This is a genomic window from Helicobacter hepaticus ATCC 51449 (assembly GCF_000007905.1).
Classification (GTDB): domain Bacteria; phylum Campylobacterota; class Campylobacteria; order Campylobacterales; family Helicobacteraceae; genus Helicobacter_C; species Helicobacter_C hepaticus.
On record NC_004917.1, the window covers coordinates 94,502 to 111,721 of the forward strand.

General features: G+C 37.0%; 17 protein-coding genes and 1 pseudogene. 9 read left to right on the forward strand and 9 right to left on the reverse strand.

The genetic code is table 11. From position 1 onward, the window contains the following. Positions 1 to 76: 76 nt before the first annotated feature. A pseudogene (locus HH_RS00485) lies at positions 77 to 490 on the reverse strand (DapH/DapD/GlmU-related protein); the annotation flags it as partial. Positions 491 to 756: 266 nt separating this feature from the next. Between HH_RS00485 and HH_RS00490 the strand changes: the two are divergent. Continuing rightward, positions 757 to 1,203, forward strand: coding sequence for a sugar 3,4-ketoisomerase (locus HH_RS00490; protein ID WP_011114939.1), 447 nt, complete (start codon positions 757 to 759; stop codon positions 1,201 to 1,203). A 9-nt stretch (positions 1,204 to 1,212) separates the two neighbouring features. Next, positions 1,213 to 1,614, forward strand: a complete 402-nt coding sequence (locus HH_RS00495) for a sugar 3,4-ketoisomerase (RefSeq protein WP_011114940.1) — start codon at positions 1,213 to 1,215, stop codon at positions 1,612 to 1,614. Between the two features lie 103 nt (positions 1,615 to 1,717). Here HH_RS00495 and HH_RS09760 read toward each other — a convergent pair whose 3' ends face one another. From HH_RS09760 to lepA, 5 genes are all read right to left on the reverse strand, one after another. Beyond that, positions 1,718 to 1,852: a hypothetical protein gene (locus HH_RS09760; protein WP_264357600.1), complete on the reverse strand. Its 135-nt coding sequence runs from the start codon at positions 1,850 to 1,852 to the stop codon at positions 1,718 to 1,720. 120 nt (positions 1,853 to 1,972) lie between these two features. Continuing rightward, positions 1,973 to 3,007 carry a radical SAM protein gene (locus tag HH_RS00500; RefSeq protein WP_011114941.1) on the reverse strand — a complete coding sequence of 345 codons (1,035 nt, stop codon included), beginning with the start codon at positions 3,005 to 3,007 and terminating at the stop codon, positions 1,973 to 1,975. A gap of 78 nt (positions 3,008 to 3,085) precedes the next feature. After that, positions 3,086 to 4,117, reverse strand: coding sequence for a dTDP-glucose 4,6-dehydratase (rfbB, locus tag HH_RS00505; protein ID WP_011114942.1), 1,032 nt, complete (start codon positions 4,115 to 4,117; stop codon positions 3,086 to 3,088). After that, on the reverse strand, positions 4,117 to 4,992 hold the full coding sequence (rfbA, locus tag HH_RS00510; protein ID WP_011114943.1) for a glucose-1-phosphate thymidylyltransferase RfbA: 876 nt from the start codon (positions 4,990 to 4,992) through the stop codon (positions 4,117 to 4,119). Before rfbA ends, rfbB begins: the two co-directional genes overlap by 1 nt. A 56-nt stretch (positions 4,993 to 5,048) precedes the next feature. Then, on the reverse strand, positions 5,049 to 6,863 hold the full coding sequence (gene lepA, locus HH_RS00515; RefSeq protein ID WP_011114944.1) for a translation elongation factor 4: 1,815 nt from the start codon (positions 6,861 to 6,863) through the stop codon (positions 5,049 to 5,051). A gap of 191 nt (positions 6,864 to 7,054) precedes the next feature. Here lepA and HH_RS00520 point away from each other — a divergent pair, with 191 nt between their 5' ends. The 7 genes from HH_RS00520 to efp all read left to right on the forward strand — a co-directional run bounded on the left by HH_RS00520 (position 7,055) and on the right by efp (position 12,261). Further along, positions 7,055 to 8,215 (forward strand): FtsW/RodA/SpoVE family cell cycle protein, encoded by a 1,161-nt coding sequence (locus HH_RS00520; RefSeq protein ID WP_011114945.1) that lies wholly within the window; start codon positions 7,055 to 7,057, stop codon positions 8,213 to 8,215. A 13-nt stretch (positions 8,216 to 8,228) separates the two neighbouring features. Continuing rightward, positions 8,229 to 8,747, forward strand: coding sequence for a DUF308 domain-containing protein (locus HH_RS00525; RefSeq protein ID WP_011114946.1), 519 nt, complete (start codon positions 8,229 to 8,231; stop codon positions 8,745 to 8,747). Positions 8,748 to 8,754: 7 nt separating this feature from the next. After that, entirely contained in the window at positions 8,755 to 9,495 is a 741-nt protein-coding gene (locus tag HH_RS00530) for a uroporphyrinogen-III synthase (protein WP_011114947.1), read from the forward strand. A 76-nt stretch (positions 9,496 to 9,571) separates the two neighbouring features. Then, positions 9,572 to 10,402, forward strand: a complete 831-nt coding sequence (locus tag HH_RS00535; RefSeq protein ID WP_011114948.1) for a peptidylprolyl isomerase — start codon at positions 9,572 to 9,574, stop codon at positions 10,400 to 10,402. Between the two features lie 28 nt (positions 10,403 to 10,430). Beyond that, positions 10,431 to 11,354 carry a class II fructose-bisphosphate aldolase gene (locus HH_RS00540; protein ID WP_011114949.1) on the forward strand — a complete coding sequence of 308 codons (924 nt, stop codon included), beginning with the start codon at positions 10,431 to 10,433 and terminating at the stop codon, positions 11,352 to 11,354. A 94-nt stretch (positions 11,355 to 11,448) separates the two neighbouring features. Next, positions 11,449 to 11,610 carry a hypothetical protein gene (locus HH_RS09470; RefSeq protein WP_011114950.1) on the forward strand — a complete coding sequence of 54 codons (162 nt, stop codon included), beginning with the start codon at positions 11,449 to 11,451 and terminating at the stop codon, positions 11,608 to 11,610. Between the two features lie 87 nt (positions 11,611 to 11,697). Beyond that, positions 11,698 to 12,261 (forward strand): elongation factor P, encoded by a 564-nt coding sequence (efp, locus tag HH_RS00545; protein ID WP_011114951.1) that lies wholly within the window; start codon positions 11,698 to 11,700, stop codon positions 12,259 to 12,261. Between the two features lie 58 nt (positions 12,262 to 12,319). Here the strand turns inward: efp and HH_RS00550 are convergent, their stop codons facing one another. The 3 genes from HH_RS00550 to HH_RS00560 all read right to left on the reverse strand — a co-directional run bounded on the left by HH_RS00550 (position 12,320) and on the right by HH_RS00560 (position 17,218). Continuing rightward, entirely contained in the window at positions 12,320 to 14,899 is a 2,580-nt protein-coding gene (locus tag HH_RS00550; protein WP_011114952.1) for an ATP-dependent Clp protease ATP-binding subunit, read from the reverse strand. Between the two features lie 146 nt (positions 14,900 to 15,045). Continuing rightward, positions 15,046 to 16,449, reverse strand: a complete 1,404-nt coding sequence (mnmE, locus tag HH_RS00555; protein WP_041308905.1) for a tRNA uridine-5-carboxymethylaminomethyl(34) synthesis GTPase MnmE — start codon at positions 16,447 to 16,449, stop codon at positions 15,046 to 15,048. Continuing rightward, positions 16,412 to 17,218 (reverse strand): Jag N-terminal domain-containing protein, encoded by an 807-nt coding sequence (locus HH_RS00560; RefSeq protein WP_011114954.1) that lies wholly within the window; start codon positions 17,216 to 17,218, stop codon positions 16,412 to 16,414. Before HH_RS00560 ends, mnmE begins: the two co-directional genes overlap by 38 nt. Positions 17,219 to 17,220 lie beyond the last annotated feature (2 nt).

A 17,220-nucleotide genomic window follows, 5' to 3' on the forward strand; every position in this document is an offset into this window, starting at 1 on the left:
TTTTAATATTTGAAAGAGTAGCAAATAAGGGATTATTTATAACGCCCCCCCCCCGCAAGGTAATTTGAGGGATAATCGTACAGTCATCGCCCACATCTTTAGTTACAACTGCACCTGCGGCAATAGTAGCACGCTCGCCAATGATGATTCCGGGCAATATCACCGCTCCCGCCCCGATACTCGCGCCCTTTTTGATAAGCGTTTTTGCAAAAGTGCTAGGATATTGCTTAGAGCGGGGATATTTATCATTAGTAAAGCTTACATTTGCGCCGATAAAAACATCATCTTCAATTGTGATTCCGTCCCATACCTGCACACCGCATTTTATCGTTACATTATTGCCGATCTTCACATCATTTTCAATAAAGCAATGCGAACAAATATTGCAATTCTCGCCGATTACGGCATTTGGTAGCACTACGCAAAACTGCCAAATTTTTGTATTCTCACCTATATTTTTACTCTGCACATCAGAGAGAGGGTGTATCATTGCTATCCCTTCCAGCAATTTTACTCAATTGTTTTAGCAGAGATTCACTCAATCTACTCCCAATCCCACTTGCCAAAATAATCACATAAGTTTTCATTATCTTTGCCTTATTGCTCCAAACTTTTTAGAATTTGTATTTGGGATATTATCATAAAATTTTAATAATTTAAATATAACTAGAAGTGTTTTGTCTTGTGAGAAAATGCGGATAATTTCATAAAAGTTTTTGTATAATGTGATTTGATAAATGCAAATTGGGAAAAATGATGAATTATGAATTGATAGACTTTGTTGATTTTAGCGATGAAAAAGGCTCTTTAGTCGCGTGTGAATACCAAAAAAACTGCCCTTTTGAGATTAAAAGAGTGTTTTATATCTTTGATGTTAATCCAAGCGCGGTTAGAGGGAGACACGCTAATAGAGATTCTGAATTTTTATTTGTCGCTCTAAGTGGGAGTTGCAAGGTAAAAATTGATGATGGTAAAAGCCAAAAAGTCCTCACTCTTGATAGTCCAAAACAAGGCTTGTATGTAGGCAAAATGCTATGGAAAGAAATGTTTGATTTCTCCAAAGGTTGCGTGTTGCTTGTGATGAGCAATACACCTTATAACAAAGGCGAGTATATTAATGATTATATGATGTATGCTCATAAAGTATGGGGGGGGGGGCATAAGATAAACCTTGTTATTCCCTTAAGTTTCAATGTGGCTTAAGGTTACAAGATGAATTATAAACTTCTCTCACTCCAAACCATAGGCGATGAACGCGGCAAATTAGTATCCTTAGAATCTCTTAAAAACTTGCCCTTTGCTATAAAAAGAGTGTATTATATGTTTGATACCTCGCCAGATTTGCCGCGAGGATTCCACGCTCACAAAGAGCTAGAACAACTTGTAATAGCTATAGATGGCGCGTGTGAGTTTGTGCTTGATGATGGAAAAAATAAAGAATCTGTATGGCTTAATCGCCCTGATGTTGGGTTGTATATTGGCAAAAATATGTGGCGAGAAATGCGGAACTTCTCTTATGGGTGTAAACTAATGATACTTGCTAGTGATTATTATGATGAGAGTGAGTATATTAGAGATTATGCAGAGTTTTTAGATATAATAAAAAGGGTATAAGAGCAAATCATAGACATTTTTTGAGATAAACGCTTCGGAGCTTTATTTTCTTTTATACTCACCCAGAAACACCAAATCATTTGCCTCATTTCTAATAAAACTCCTACTCCCAAACATATTTATACTCCTCATAAAGTGCTAGTAGCCTTTGTTTATCTGCTTCTATCTTTTTGGCATTTTTTGACTTTTTGAAATGCGTTTTAAATGTTTTTATGTATTTTTTACAAGCTTTTATCATTATATCTCCTTAGGCAAATTTTATCCTCAATTAGCCTTAATCTCCGTGCCAATTTAGCAATACTCATTATCTCCCCTTAAACTTTTGTGGCATAAAATTATAGAATTTAAGCTTAAGATTCTATAAAAATTCGCTGTTAATTACTTCAAGCTGGAGTTTATCTAAAGTTTTATTAAAATTATCATTTCGGCATAAAATTGGGCAGTTCTTACAATCAATACTCTCATACACTTCTCTTATCCTGCTTCCTCGCCAAATCTCCTCCAAACTCTGCTCTCTTAAATCTCCGAGCAAATGTGCAGGGCTTTGACGGAAGTGCAAACAAGCCCAAACTTTGAAATCCGCACTGATACAAGTGCTAAAAAACATTCCGTGGCATTTCTCATAGCCACGATTAGCCGCATTGTGCATTTGATTATATTTTTGATAACTTGCTAGGATTTTAAAATCCGCTTCTTCGTATTTATTTTGCAGTTCCAAAAGGATTGGGGCAATATCAAAAGTATCGCCGGTAAATGGGCGAAACTGCACAAAATCAATGCCTTTTTGTCTTTTGGTAATATCTTTTATAAGCTTCACAAAGCTTTCCATATCCTCTCGCGTCTCTTGGCTTGTTAAAAATCCTATCCCAAAGCTAATTTTAGAATCCATTTGTGTTTTTATCCTTGCAAACATCTCAATATTCTCTAAAGTTTTAGCGAAATGATGAGGTTTCATTCCGTGTATTTTCTCATACATTGGCACACTTCCCGCATCAAGGGAGATTCTAAAATACTCCAAATTCTGTGCAATCACACGACACTTTTGCTCATCAAGCAATCCACCATTAGAATTGCACCCGATATTCATTCCTGCGCGTTTTATCTCCTCTATCGCATAACTAAAATGTGGGCTTAGAGTCGGCTCGCCTCCGCCAGATAGAATCACGCCCTTATTCTCAAGACTTTTTAGTCCTGCAATAATCACATCAATTTGCTCCTTGCTTAACTCTGCATTGTTTTCATTATGCCCACAGCAACCCGGACAGCGGTGATTGCATTTATTTGTCAAATCTAACTCGGTAACAACAAGTGTTTTATGCGCATTCATAAAATAATCAATCTTGTCGGTATAACGCAAAATTTTTTCGTGTGAATTGAAGTGATTTACTTTCATCTAAACTCCCTTTTTCGTAAGATAAAGGAGTGCATAAAAAGCAATAAAAGAGGCAAAAAAGTAAGAATTAAGAGTTTATTAACCCCCCCCCCCCGCAAGAGGAATTGAAGTATATTTATAAATATAAAAATCTATTGTTTGAGAAAGATTGGTATAAAAATCACTTGGTTTGAACCCAAATAAACGCGTCATTTTACTAGAATCTATCGCATATCGTCTATCGTGTCCTGCTCTATCTTGGACAAATGTAATTTGCTCTTTGTAACTGCGCTCTTTGGGGCATTTTTTATCCAACATCTCACAAATAATTTGTGCAAGCTCTATATTGCTTTGCTCATTTTCTCCACCGATATTAAAACTCTGCCCAAAATAAGAGGAATGAAACACCTTATCAATCGCTTTGCAATGATCTTGCACAAAAAGCCAATCACGGATATTTTGTCCATCACCATAAATAGGAATCTCACTGCCAGCCAAAGCATTACGGATAATCGTAGGAATAAGCTTTTCATCGTGCTGCTTTGGTCCATAGTTGTTAGAACAATTTGTGATAAAAGTTTTCAACCCATAGGTATGATGATAACTCCTAACCAACATATCGCTTGAAGCTTTGGAAGCAGAATAAGGCGAATTGGGTGCATAAGGCGTGGATTCACTAAAATATCCGCTTTCTCCTAATGAGCCAAATACCTCATCAGTGCTAATATGATGAAAAATACAATGCTCTTTGTTTGTCTTAGGGCGACTTGGCGCATCAAACCAGTTTAAATACGCATTATGCAGTAAATTAAAAGTGCCATTGACATTTGTTTCTACAAAGGCACTTGGATTTTTTATAGAATTATCCACGTGAGATTCTGCGGCAAAATGAATCACACCCTCAATATCATAATGCGCAAAAAGTTCCTTAATAAAGTCTTTATCGCAAATATCGCCTTGTCTAAACTCATAATTTGGCGTATTCTCTGCACCTTGGAGATTGCGCAAATCTCCTGCATAAGTTAAAGAATCCACATTGATAAGGCGATACTGCGGGTATTTATGCAAAAAATAGAGAATAAAATTACTCCCGATAAACCCTGCTCCACCTGTGATAAGGAGATTTTTCATTATTTTTCCTCTAAAAGTTGGCGAAGATACTGCCCATAGCCACTTTTACTTAAGCTTTCAGCCCTTTGTAAAAGCTGCCCTTTATCTATCCAGCCATTGTGGTAGGCAATTTCCTCTAAACACGCGATTTTATAGCCTTGTCTTAATTCAATAGTTTGTACAAAACTTGAAGCTTCCACAAGACTATCGTGCGTGCCCGTATCAAGCCACGCGAAGCCGCGCCCTAAACTTTGAGAACGAAGTTTGCCCGCTTTAAGATAAGCAATATTGACATCAGTAATTTCTAATTCCCCTCGTGGGCTTGGTTTAAGCGATTTTGCTATCTCTATGGCAGTATTATCATAAAAATATAATCCTGTGGCAGCAAGATTGCTCTTTGGCTTGCAAGGCTTTTCTTCTAAACTCACAACCGCTCCATTGGTGTCCATTTCTACTACACCAAAACGTTCTGGGTCTTTAACACGATAAGAAAAAATAGTTGCTTTGCCTTTGTTAGCTTCCTCTTTTGCCTCTAAAAGCATTAGCGAGAATCCTTGCCCGTAAAAAACATTATCCCCTAAGATTAAGGCTATTTCATCACTGCCTACAAAATCTTGCGCTAGAATTAATCCCTGCGCTAAGCCATCGGGAGATTCTTGCACGCAGTATTCAATCCGCATACCTAGCCACTCGCCATTTCCAAAAATCTCTTGGAATCTCGGCGTATCTTTGGGGGTAGAGATAATTAAAACCTCACGAATTTGTGCAAGCATTAACACAGAGAGCGGGTAATAAATCATTGGTTTATCATAAATAGGCAAAAGCTGCTTTGAGAGCATCAAAGTAGTAGGATACAATCTTGTTCCACTTCCACCCGCTAATATAATGCCTTTCATTATTTCTCCAAATACAAATTAAAATGTAAGATTATAGCAAATTTTAACGAATTTTGCTATCCGTCAATCTTGAGTATAGCAAGGAATGCTTCTTGAGGTAACTCTACTTTCCCAATAGCTTTCATACGTTTCTTTCCTTCTTTTTGTTTTTCTAAAAGTTTTCTCTTACGAGTTATATCACCACCATAGCATTTTGCAGTTACATTTTTGCCCATAGACTTTATATTCTCGCGCGCAATGACTTTATTGCCTACACTTGCTTGAATAGCTACTTCAAAAAGCTGTCTAGGGACAATTTCTTTCATAGATTCTACTAATGCTCTGCCCTTTTCATAGCTTTTTGATTTATCTACAATGATTGAAAGTGCATCAACTATTTCCCCCGCTACGCGTATATCAAGTCGCACTAAATCTCCTTGACGATATTCTATAGGTTCATAATCAAAGCTCGCATAGCCTTTTGTGCAGGATTTAAGCTTATCATAAAAATCCATTACAATCTCATTACTTGGTAGCGCGTATGTCAGCATAACGCGTGATTGATTAAGGTATTCCATTTTTTCTTGCACACCTCGGCGATTTGAAAGCAATGTAATAATATTTCCAACATATTCACTCGGCGTGATAATACTTGCCCTCACATAAGGTTCATAAATGGATTCTATCTTTTGCACTTCTGGCAATTCGCTAGGATTTTGCACGAGAACTTTCGAACCATCAGTCATATAAACTTCATATACCACCGTTGGCGCAGTAGCAATAAGATTGAGTGAAAATTCCCTTTCTAATCGCTCTTTAACTACTTCCATATGCAGTAATCCCAAAAATCCCACGCGAAACCCAAATCCCAAAGCCACACTTGTCTCTGGCTCAAAACTAAGCGCAGAATCATTGAGCTTGAGCTTATGGAGTGCTTCGCGCAATTCTTCAAATTTATCTGTTTCAATAGGATAAATCCCTGCAAATACGAAAGGTTTAGCTGGACGAAATCCTTCAACAGGTACTTTTGTGGGATTCTTAGAATCTGTGATTGTATCTCCTACTGCCATTTCTGTTACAGATTTAAGCCCAAGAGAGATAATGCCTATCTCGCCGCAGCCAATCGTTTGCGTGAGAATCTTCTGCACAGGGTGAGGATAATACAGCGCAAGCACCTCATATTTCTTACCACTACTCATCACTTGCACTTCTTGTCCCACACGCAATGTTCCATTTACAAGTCGCACTAATGCTAACGCTCCCAAATAATTATCAAACCAACTATCATAAATAAGTGCCTTTGTAGGAGCATTTTCATCACCACTCGGAGCAGGAATACACTCTATAATACGCTCAAGAAGATTTTTAATGCCCTCACCACTTTTAGCACTTACTTGAAGCACATCTGTGCAATCAAGCCCAATGGTAGATTCTATATCTTCTGCTACACGCAATGGGTCAGCTGCAGGCAAATCAATTTTATTTATCACAGGTAAAATTTCAAGATTATTTTCCATAGCAATATATACATTCGCTATGGTTTGAGCCTCTACACCCTGACTTGCATCTACTACAAGAAGTGCGCCCTCACACGAGCTAAGAGAGCGTGAAACCTCATAGCTAAAATCCACGTGCCCCGGCGTATCAATGAGGTTAAGTGTATAAGTTTGCCCCTTGTATGGATAATTCAACCGAACAGATTGCGCCTTAATGGTAATACCTCGCTCTTTTTCAATATCCATCGTATCCATAATTTGCGCAGTCATTTCACGCTCACTTACCGCCCCACATTCTTGAATAAGTCTATCTGCGAGTGTGGATTTGCCGTGGTCAATATGAGCAATAATGGAAAAATTACGTATATATTCTTGTGGCACAATTAGAGCCTTCATTGCTTACCTTAAATTTAAAGAATCTTAGAATATTAAAGCTGTGATTGTAGCACACTCACAGGTATTTGTCCATAGGCTACACCTTTATCCCTCCTTAAGCTTTACATACAAAGTGCTATGTAATTTCTTAATTTTACATTTTCATAATGTTTTGTTAAAATCTAAATTTTATTTTGATAAGAGTGAGTTTTATGGCAGATTCTAAGCTTTTTTATGCAGTTACACTCCTTATTTGCATCGGTGTGGTAATGTCCTACTCATTGGCAACATATATCACAAGTCTTTATAATTATGAACATTTTCATTTTCTATTGCGTCAATTTATCGCTGCCATAATTGGAATAGGACTGATGTGGTTACTCTCACGCATTGATTGCAATACACATTTCAAGCACATAGGTGTAACAATCTTTATCGTTTCTATCATTCTTATGGTAGGTATGCATTTTCTTCCTCAAAGCTTTGTAAGCTCTGCGGGTGGAGCAAAGCGTTGGATTAGACTGCCATTTATCTCTATTGCACCTTCTGAACTCTTTAAAATTGGTTTTGTTTATTTTCTTGCGTGGAGCTTTTCGCGCAAATTTGTCAGCAATGTGCGACTTTCTATCAAAGATGAAATCAAAATATTTATCCCCTATCTTGCGCTATTTATCGTAGCAGTTGTGCTAATTGCCGTATTACAAAATGACTTGGGGCAAGTTGTGCTACTTGCGCTCACTCTTGGAGTAATGCTTGTTTTTGCAGGCGGAAGTTTGCGATTACTTGGTGTCATATTTCTTGGCACAATAAGCACTACATTTGTAGCTATTATTACAAGCCCGCATAGAATCTTGCGCATCAAATCGTGGTGGGCAAGCGCACAAGATTCTGTATTAGCACTTTTACCCTATGGTTGGGCTGAAAACCTCCGCATAAGCGGCTTACCTGAACCTTATCAAATTTATCACGCCACTAATGCTATGTCAAGCGGCGGTTTTTTTGGTGCTGGGTTAGGTGAGGGTTTTATCAAACTTGGATTCTTAAGTGATGTGCATACAGACATTATTCTTGCAGGCATTGCCGAAGAATTAGGATTTATAGGACTTTTTGCTCTTGTGTGTTTATTTGGTTATATTTTATTAAGACTCTTTCGCATTGCTAATCGTGCACAAAATAAAATGTATTATCTTTTTTGCATAGGTGTGGGGCTTTTAATTGGTTTTTCATTTATTATTAATGCCTTTGGCATTTCGGGTATAACGCCTGTAAAAGGTATAGCTGTGCCATTTCTTAGCTATGGTGGTAGCTCACTCATTGCAAATTGCATTGCAATTGGTTTAGCTCTAAGTATTTCAAAAAATAATTCATCTTAAACAAAGGAAAAATATGCGCTCTAATCGTATTTTATGGTTTATATTGAGTTTGGCCCTGATTGTTTTAGGAATCATATGTATTGCCAACCCTCTTCACACAATGACCTTTCTTGCCTATTTTGTTGGATTTATTATGTTTATTAGTGGTGTTGGCGGCATTTTTTATTTCTTTACATCACGTTATATGATGATGCTTCTTGATGGTGTGATTTCGTGTGCTTTTGGCTTAGTCTTACTTTTTGGAGGTGAGGAAATCACGCAAAATTTCGTGCCACTCTTTATTGCTTTATGGCTTATCCTTAAGGGTGCTTTATGGCTTATTCACGCGTGGAAACTCTCACGTATTGTATATTCAAACACAAATACAAGCATCACATTTATAGGAGGATTCTATATTTTATTCGGGGTGCTTTTTGTGCTCTTTCCTGAAATATTAGCCACACTCATAAGCCTTATACTTGGCATTATCCTTATTTTAAGTGGTGGCATAGGCTTGTATTTTTGGAATACTTTGAGAAAAACAGGTATATAGAGATAATATGACAGATTCTAAGTTAAATGATAAAGATATGCAAAATGCAGATGCTATCTATGAGGTAGTTCTTGTTGGGACGCGTGCTCATCAAGGTGTTAAAAGCCTTATAAGCAATGTTATAGAATCTATTCCTATTACACATACCCTAAAAGGTATTGATGCGCTTATTTTTACTTCCTCTTATGCGATAACTTCTCTTATAGAATCTGCCTCACCCAAATCCATTTCATACAATCCCAATCTTGCACATTGGCGAGAAATTCCAAGCTTTGTTATTAGTCCCTCAAGCGCTGCATTATTGCACAAGGAAAATGCCTCTATTGCTTTTGTTGGCAAAAAGGCTCACGGAAAAGAGTTTGCTAAAGAAATTATCCCGCTTTTGCAAGGGCGCACACCACTTTATCTTCGCGCTCAAAAGATTATATCTGGGCTAGATTCTCTACTCAAAAATGCGAATATTCCCCTTCAAGAAGCAATTGCTTATATTAATCATTCTCAAATTTTACCCCCTTCTCTTAAGCCTAAACCCAAAAGTGTGCTTATTTTTAGCGCACCGAGTGCATATGAAAGTTTTATAACAAATTTTGGGTGGGATTCACATTATGTGGCAGTAGCTATTGGGCGAAGCACTTTTGCCCACTTTGAGGAAGGTATAAACGCATATATCAGCCCTATCCCAACTATTAGCTCTTGCATTGATTTTGCACGTAGTCTTGCACAGAAACTTAATACTTCCTCATTATGATATAGGAAGCGCTTAGCTTACAATATATTTAGCTTTATTTGATACAATCGCACAATCTTAATTATGGAGCAATATTATGAAACAGCAACTTCTCGCCACAATACTTTTCTCTCTTGTGTGCGTATCTCTTCAAGCCAAAACCTACGCAACGGTTGATGGTGTAGCAATTACAGACAAAGATATGGAAATTCTCAAACAAAGTATCCCAAACTTCAACTATAATAAGCTTTCTGAGCAAGAAAAAGAAATGCTCATTAATGAGCTTATAAATAGGCAACTTATTCTTAAAGCTGCTAAACAAGAAAAACTAGATACTTCTAAAGAATATACTGATACCATTAATAGCATTAAAGATAATCTCCTTATTGATTTATGGACAAAAAAACAAGCCAATAGCACGCAAGTCCCTACAATGAATGATGCTCAACTTCGTAAAATTTACCAAGAAAATGAAGGAGAATTTATTGACCAAGAAGGTAAAGCACGACATATTCTTGTAAAATCAGAATCTGAAGCAAAAGAAATTATCAAAGAGCTTGATAAAGTAGGTAAAGCAAAGGCAGAAGCGAAATTCATAGAACTTGCAAATGCAAAATCGATTGACCCAGCTTCAAAACAACAAAAAAATGGTGGGGATTTAGGCGTATTTAAACGTGCGGGTATGGATCCTATGTTTTCTAAAGCTGCTTTTGACTTAAAACCGGGCACTTACACAAAAGAGCCTGTTCTTACGCAATTTGGCTATCATATTATCTATCTTGAACGCAAAAGTGAGCCTAAGGTCATTCCCTATAAAGATGCTAAAAAAATTATTGAAAATAGCATCAAAATGCAAAGTATTCAAGGTGGTATGATGCAAAAGATTCAGGCTTTACGCGCTAAAGCTAAAATCAAAATTACAAAATAAATCATTTAAAATCAAGAAAGGAGGGGCTATGCTCGTTTCAGGTAGTGAAATATTACTCAAAGCACATAAGGAAGGTTATGGGGTAGGTGCATTTAATTTTGTCAATTTTGAAATGCTTAATGCTATTTTTCTTGCAGCAAATGAAGCAAAATCACCTATCATCGTTCAAGCAAGTGAGGGCGCAATTAAATATATGGGCATTGATATGGCGGTTGGAATGGTTAAGATTCTATCAAATCGCTATCCTCATATCCCTGTGGCGCTCAATCTTGACCACGGCACAAGTTTAGAATCTTGTCGGAAGGCAGTTGAAGCTGGTTTTACCTCTGTAATGATTGATGCTTCTCATCACTCTTTCAACGAGAATCTAGAAATTACAAAAGAAGTCGTGCAAATGGCTCACAACAAAGGGGTAAGTGTAGAAGCAGAGCTCGGCAGACTTATGGGCATTGAGGATAATATTTCTGTTGATGAAAAAGATGCGGTGCTTATTAACCCTGATGAAGCAGAAGAGTTTGTCAAACAAACACAAGTAGATTATCTTGCCCCTGCTATTGGCACAAGCCACGGTGCATTTAAATTTAAAGGTGAGCCAAAGCTTGATTTTGCAAGGCTACAAGAAGTTAAGCGCAGAACAAATATCCCCCTTGTTTTACACGGCGCAAGTGCTATACCTGATTATGTGCGTGAAGCATTTTTAGCAACAGGTGGAGATTTGAAAGGAAGCAAAGGTGTGCCATTTGCATTCTTGCAAGAAGCAGTCAAGGGCGGTATCAACAAAGTCAATATTGATACTGATTTGCGTATAGCATTTATGGCACAAGTGCGCCTCATAGCTAAAGAAGACCCTACTCAATTTGACTTGCGTAAGTTCTTTGCACCTGCAATGGAAGCAATGAAAAAAGTAATAGTGGAAAGAATGGGCATTTTAGGCTCTGCTGGGAAAATTTAATTCTCATAAAAAGGAGGATTTATGACAAACTTTATAAAAGCAAAGTTAGCACGTTTAAAATTAAGTTTAGCAAAAAAAGATATATAGGGAGGGGATGAGCATTTTAGCATCTATTGATTTTTCACGATACAACATTAATCTTATCGGTATAGAAGATAATTATCCTCAAGATGCTGGTATTTATGAATTTTTAACTGTACGTGGCTTTAGAGAAATTATACAACTTGGCTGTGATAGATTTTTTGAAAAAATTTAAATATTTACGCCATAAGGTAGTGCTTTAATCTAGGAGTTTATGATATAATAAAGCCTTGAAATTCCCTATATTATTTAAGGAGCGTATATGGCAATTGGAATGAGTGAACTCAAAAAAGGATTAAAAATTGAAATTGATGGGATTCCATATAGAATTACCGAATATCAACACGTCAAACCCGGTAAAGGCGCAGCATTTGTGCGAGCAAAAATCAAATCATTCCTTGATGGTAAAGTCATTGAAAAAACTTTTCACGCAGGCGATAAATGTGAAGAGCCAAATCTTCAAGAAAAAACAATGCAATTCCTCTATCACGATGGTGGTGCGTTCCAATTTATGGATACGACCACTTATGAACAAATCGCATTGAGTGATGACCAAGTAGGCGATGTAGCAAAATGGATTATTGATGGACTAAACGTGCAGATTCTATTTCATAATGAAAAAGCTATTTCTGTTGATGTGCCCCTTGTCGTAGAACTCACCATTACAGAGACTGCGCCAAATTTCAAAGGAGATACAAGTAGTGGCGGCAAAAAGCCTGCTACGCTTGAAACAGGTGCCGTCGTGCAAGTGCCTTTCCACGTACTTGAAGGAGAAAAGATTAAAGTCAATACAGAAACAGGCGAATATCTTGAAAAAGTCAAATAGCTTAAAATCTACACGCATATAAGAGTGAAACATTTTCTCACTCTTTGGTGTAAATTTTCTATTCTTTTTCTATATGTGTGCAAATTTCGCCATTTTTAAGCGCAAAATTCACTCTATCACCCTCTTTAATCTCATCACGCAAAATCAAATCTGCTAATCTATCCTCAACCTCTTCATATAATGCCCTTTTTAGCGGACGCGCGCCATATACGCTATCAAAGCCTACTTGGGCAATATGCTCTCTAGCCTCTTGACTAAGGGTAACATTAATACCTTTCTCCAACGCCCTTTTAGCCAAAGACTTAAACATAATATCCACAATTTGAGTAATATCAGCAAGTCCGAGCGGATTAAACACAACTACATCATCAAGGCGATTTAAAAATTCTGGTTTAAAATACATTTTAAGTGCTTCTTTCACAGCCTTTTGGCGCTCTTGCTTATCCCCAATCTCCATAATTTTATCACTTGCAATATTGCTTGTTAAAATAATAATCGTATTGCTAAAATCCACGCTCACACCCTTACTATCAGTCAATCGCCCATCATCAAGCACTTGCAAAAGGATATTAAACACATCAGGATGGGCTTTTTCCACCTCATCAAAAAGCACAATACTATAAGGTTTACGTCTTATGGCTTCAGTAAGCACGCCACCTTCTTCATAGCCTACATAGCCCGGAGGTGCTCCTACAAGCCTACTTACAGCGTGTTTTTCCATATATTCACTCATATCAATACGCACAAGTGATTTGGCATTATCAAATAAAAACTCTGCTAAAGTTTTTGCACATTGTGTTTTACCTACACCTGTTGGTCCTAAAAATAAAAAGCTCCCAATAGGGCGAGAGGCATCATTTAATCCGGCTTTATTGCGTTTGATTGCTCTAGCAATGGCTTTTATTGCATCATCTTGTCCTACTACACTTTTGGCAAGTTCAGATTCTATGCCTAAAATGCGCTCCTTTTGGCTTTGGAGCATTTTTTTAATTGGAATCCCACTCCAGCGACTAACAACTCCCGCAATACTCTCTTGTGTAACAGCATTTTTAAGCAAAGTGCCATTTTGCTGCATTTCTTCCCATTGTTTATGCAAGGCTGCTTCCTGTGCCTGAATATCAGGGATTTTACCATAATCAATTTCAGCCGCTTTGTTATAATCTCCACTTCGTTTAGCAAGTTCAGATTCTCTTTTTAGGCTATCAAGCTCCGCTTTTATTGTAGCAATACGCGTAAAAACGCTCTTTTCTTGCTCAAATTTGCCCTCTAAGCTCATTTTTTCCTCACGCAAATTCTCCAATTCCTTATCAATCTCTAGCACACGCGCCTCATTGACATTTGTTTTTTCCATATTGAGTGCTTGTTTTTCAACTTCAAGATTGGCAATGTGTTTTTTAATCTTGCTTAGCTCTAAGGGTTCAGATTCTATTTGCATCTTCAGCTCTGCTGCTGCCTCATCAATCAAATCAATCGCCTTATCAGGCAAAAACCTATCGGTAATATATCGACTTGAAAGCTTGGCTGCTGCTACAAGTGCAGCATCTGTAATATTGACATTATGGTGCGCCTCTAAATTTGGCTTAATCCCTCGCAAAATTTGTAATGCCTCATTAATGCTTGGTTCATTGACATTTATAGGCTGAAATCGCCGTGTAAGTGCAGCATCTTTTTCAAAATACTTGCGATACTCCTTTAACGTAGTTGCACCAATAGTGTGAAGCTCCCCTCGTGCAAGAGCAGGTTTAAGTATATTTGCTGCGTCCATACTCCCTTCACTTGCCCCAGCACCCACAATAGTGTGAATCTCATCAATAAATAAAATAATATTTCCAGCTTTTTTCACTTCATCAACAACATTTTTAAGTCGTTCTTCAAACTCTCCGCGATATTTTGCTCCAGCAATAAGTGCGCTCATATCAAGGGCAATGAGCTTTTTATTCTGCAAACTTGTAGGCACAGCCTTTGCCACAATTCGCTGTGCTAAACCCTCTACCACAGCAGTTTTTCCCACACCTGGCTCTCCCAATAAAATAGGATTATTTTTACTTTTACGTATGAGAATCTGCATCATTGCATTAATCTCATCATCGCGCCCTATAACAGGGTCAAGAGTGTTTTCTAATGCTTTTTGGGTTAAATCAATGCCAAATTTACTTAAAGATTCCAAATTATCATCACCACTTTGAGATTCTATCTTGCTCTCCCCTCTTAGACTTAGTAATGTCTTTTTAAACTCTGCAATATCCACAAGAGGCTTAAATATAGCTACAAAAGTGCTCTCTTTAAGATTAGCGATTAAAAACATATCTACTGCAATAAAACTATCACCATTCTTAATTGCCTCGCCTTGAGCAAGATTAAGCGCACTTGAAAGCTCTTTACTGATACTTAGATTCTCTTTTTGCACCTGTGAGCTTTTGGGAAGTTTATCTACTTCACTGCGCGCTTGAAGCTCAAGCGCAGTTTTATCAATATTCATTTTATTCAAAGCCTGATTGAGCACACTTTGATGATTACTTAAAAGCGCCCAATATATATGTGCAAGAGAAATTTCTTGATTACTTGAATGTAAGGCAAGCGAAGCTGCACTATCAAGCGTTTCTTTCATTTGGTTTGTTAATTTTTCAAATAAATTCATACTAAACTCCTTAAGTTTTATATGAACTACATTATATAAGTTTAGTCATTTAATGTCAAGTTTATTTATAAAATAACTTATAACTTAGCAATCTTATGTCATACTTCATAAAAAATATTGAAACGTTCCTATTAAATGCACAGGCTTTATTTGCCTAAACAAAATGTGGCAAAAAGCCTATCAAGTAACTCTGCATTTTCATAAGGGTGGGTAATTTTACAAATAGATTCTATACAATCTTGTATCTGATATGAAAATAACTCTAACTGCCCTATATCAAGCACATTATGAGCTTTTACAATACATTCTAATGCCTTTTTAATACAATCAAGTTGATAACTTGATGTAAGAATCATACTTTCATCTCCATTATGTGTGCTTACAACTTCTTCTAAGCATTCTAATACTTTTTGCACACCCTCATATTTTGTGCTCAAATGCAAGGGCATACAAAGTAAGGCTTTATTATGTAAGCGAAGTAAATTATGAAGCAACTCTTCTTCACACTGAAGTGGCAAATCACTTTTGTTTATAATCACAAGAATATATTTGTTTTGGCATTGAGTTTTGAGAATCTCCATAATTGCTTTATCTTCTGCATCAAATGGACGTGAACCATCAAAAATAGCAACAATAATATTGCTGCGCATAAGAGCTTCCTTTGTTTTTAATATACCAATTTGTTCAATTTTATCATCACTTTCACGAATACCTGCTGTATCAACTATACGCAACAAACTACCCTTAATAGTAAGCATCTCTTCAATAGTATCTCGTGTCGTTCCCTCTATCTCACTTACAATCGCACGCTCATATCTTAAAAGCGCATTGAGCAAAGAGCTTTTACCCACATTTGGCTTGCCAATAATGCTTAATGTATAACCCTCAATGATAGATTGTCGCGTAAGAGAAATGTGATAAATATGCGATAATTCATTTTCAACATACGCTAATTTTTGCTGAATATCTCGTATATAACTTTCTTCTACCTCTTCGCTATAATCAATGTGCACTTCACTAAAAGCAAGAATCTCAAGAAGATTTTCACGTGTGCGATTTACAAATGTCCCCAAATCGCCTTTAAGTTGTCGCATAAGAATCTTATTTGCCTCAAGACTTTGAGACTGGATAAGCCCAGCAACAGCTTGAACCTGTGCCAAATCTAATCGCCCACCCAAAAAAGCACGTTTAGCAAATTCACCTGCTTGAGCCATTCTAGCGCCTAGTTTCAAACAAAGTTGCACAATTGCTCTTGCGCTTACAATACCCCCGTGGCACTGCACTTCACATACATCTTGCGTCGTATAGCTATATGGTTTTGGAAAATAAAGCACCAAAGCTTCATCAATAGGCATTTGTTGTGCATCATAAATATGGCACAAGTGAGCGTATCTAGGTTTTAGAGATTCTTTGTGTGTAAGAGCGAGAGCTATATGATAAGCTTTCTCTCCGCTTAAGCGCACAATGCTTATCGCCCCCACACCTATAGGAGTAGCAATAGCAACAATAGTGCTATCGTCTAAAATCATTGATGATAACGTATTTTTCATTAGCGTCATTTTGACGCACAGATACATATTTGTCAGGAAATATTTCGCGCAATTTATTAAGAGCAATATATACCAAAATCCCATCAAGCACTTTGGTTTGAGCCTTACCATTAATCTTAACAGAATCTATAATATCTTTAAGATATATATCAATCATTTCTTCTTGATTCTTAAAAAACTCTGCGATTTCAAGACGAAGCGAATAACCATATTTAGGATTTATCCAATTAAAAAGCAAGTATGAGAGTGCTTTGTAACGATAACCTCTCTCTCCTATAAGCAATGCACAATCGCGTCCATCAATATATACAAAAAGTATATTATTCTCTTCCATTCTTACCTCAAAGCGATCAATCTCAAAGGGAAGTAGTGCAAAAAGCTCCTTTATTTCTTTGCAAATTTCTCTTGCATTTGCATCATCATCTTGAGATGGTAGGTCCCATTGTGCCTCATTTCCCCAAAGCTGCTGCGAAGTAAATTCTTCTTTATCTGTTGCATATTCAGTTATTGAATGATAATCTCTTTTTGCGGTTTGTGTAGATTTAAATCGCTCTTGTCCCTCTTGTTTTGTATATTTTTCTTTGATGGGCTTTGACAAATTTTTGTGTTTTGATTCCACAACAATAATTGCCTCTTTTTTTCCCAAGCCTAAAAACCCACTTGAAGGATTTTGCACAATTTCATAGTCCAAATCCGCTACTGAACAACTCAATTCCGTTGATGCCTTAATAAGAGCTGCTTCCAAACTCTTCTCTACAATTTTTTTCATAA

Coding starts and splice junctions, on each gene's coding strand:
- HH_RS00490 (WP_011114939.1), top strand. CDS start 757: ATGAATTATGAATTGATAGACTTTGTTGATTTTAGCGATGAAAAAGGC.
- HH_RS00495 (WP_011114940.1), top strand. CDS start 1,213: ATGAATTATAAACTTCTCTCACTCCAAACCATAGGCGATGAACGCGGC.
- HH_RS09760 (WP_264357600.1), bottom strand. CDS start 1,852: ATGATAAAAGCTTGTAAAAAATACATAAAAACATTTAAAACGCATTTC.
- HH_RS00500 (WP_011114941.1), bottom strand. CDS start 3,007: ATGAAAGTAAATCACTTCAATTCACACGAAAAAATTTTGCGTTATACC.
- rfbB (WP_011114942.1), bottom strand. CDS start 4,117: ATGAAAAATCTCCTTATCACAGGTGGAGCAGGGTTTATCGGGAGTAAT.
- rfbA (WP_011114943.1), bottom strand. CDS start 4,992: ATGAAAGGCATTATATTAGCGGGTGGAAGTGGAACAAGATTGTATCCT.
- lepA (WP_011114944.1), bottom strand. CDS start 6,863: ATGAAGGCTCTAATTGTGCCACAAGAATATATACGTAATTTTTCCATT.
- HH_RS00520 (WP_011114945.1), top strand. CDS start 7,055: ATGGCAGATTCTAAGCTTTTTTATGCAGTTACACTCCTTATTTGCATC.
- HH_RS00525 (WP_011114946.1), top strand. CDS start 8,229: ATGCGCTCTAATCGTATTTTATGGTTTATATTGAGTTTGGCCCTGATT.
- HH_RS00530 (WP_011114947.1), top strand. CDS start 8,755: ATGACAGATTCTAAGTTAAATGATAAAGATATGCAAAATGCAGATGCT.
- HH_RS00535 (WP_011114948.1), top strand. CDS start 9,572: ATGAAACAGCAACTTCTCGCCACAATACTTTTCTCTCTTGTGTGCGTA.
- HH_RS00540 (WP_011114949.1), top strand. CDS start 10,431: ATGCTCGTTTCAGGTAGTGAAATATTACTCAAAGCACATAAGGAAGGT.
- HH_RS09470 (WP_011114950.1), top strand. CDS start 11,449: ATGAGCATTTTAGCATCTATTGATTTTTCACGATACAACATTAATCTT.
- efp (WP_011114951.1), top strand. CDS start 11,698: ATGGCAATTGGAATGAGTGAACTCAAAAAAGGATTAAAAATTGAAATT.
- HH_RS00550 (WP_011114952.1), bottom strand. CDS start 14,899: ATGAATTTATTTGAAAAATTAACAAACCAAATGAAAGAAACGCTTGAT.
- mnmE (WP_041308905.1), bottom strand. CDS start 16,449: ATGAAAAATACGTTATCATCAATGATTTTAGACGATAGCACTATTGTT.
- HH_RS00560 (WP_011114954.1), bottom strand. CDS start 17,218: ATGAAAAAAATTGTAGAGAAGAGTTTGGAAGCAGCTCTTATTAAGGCA.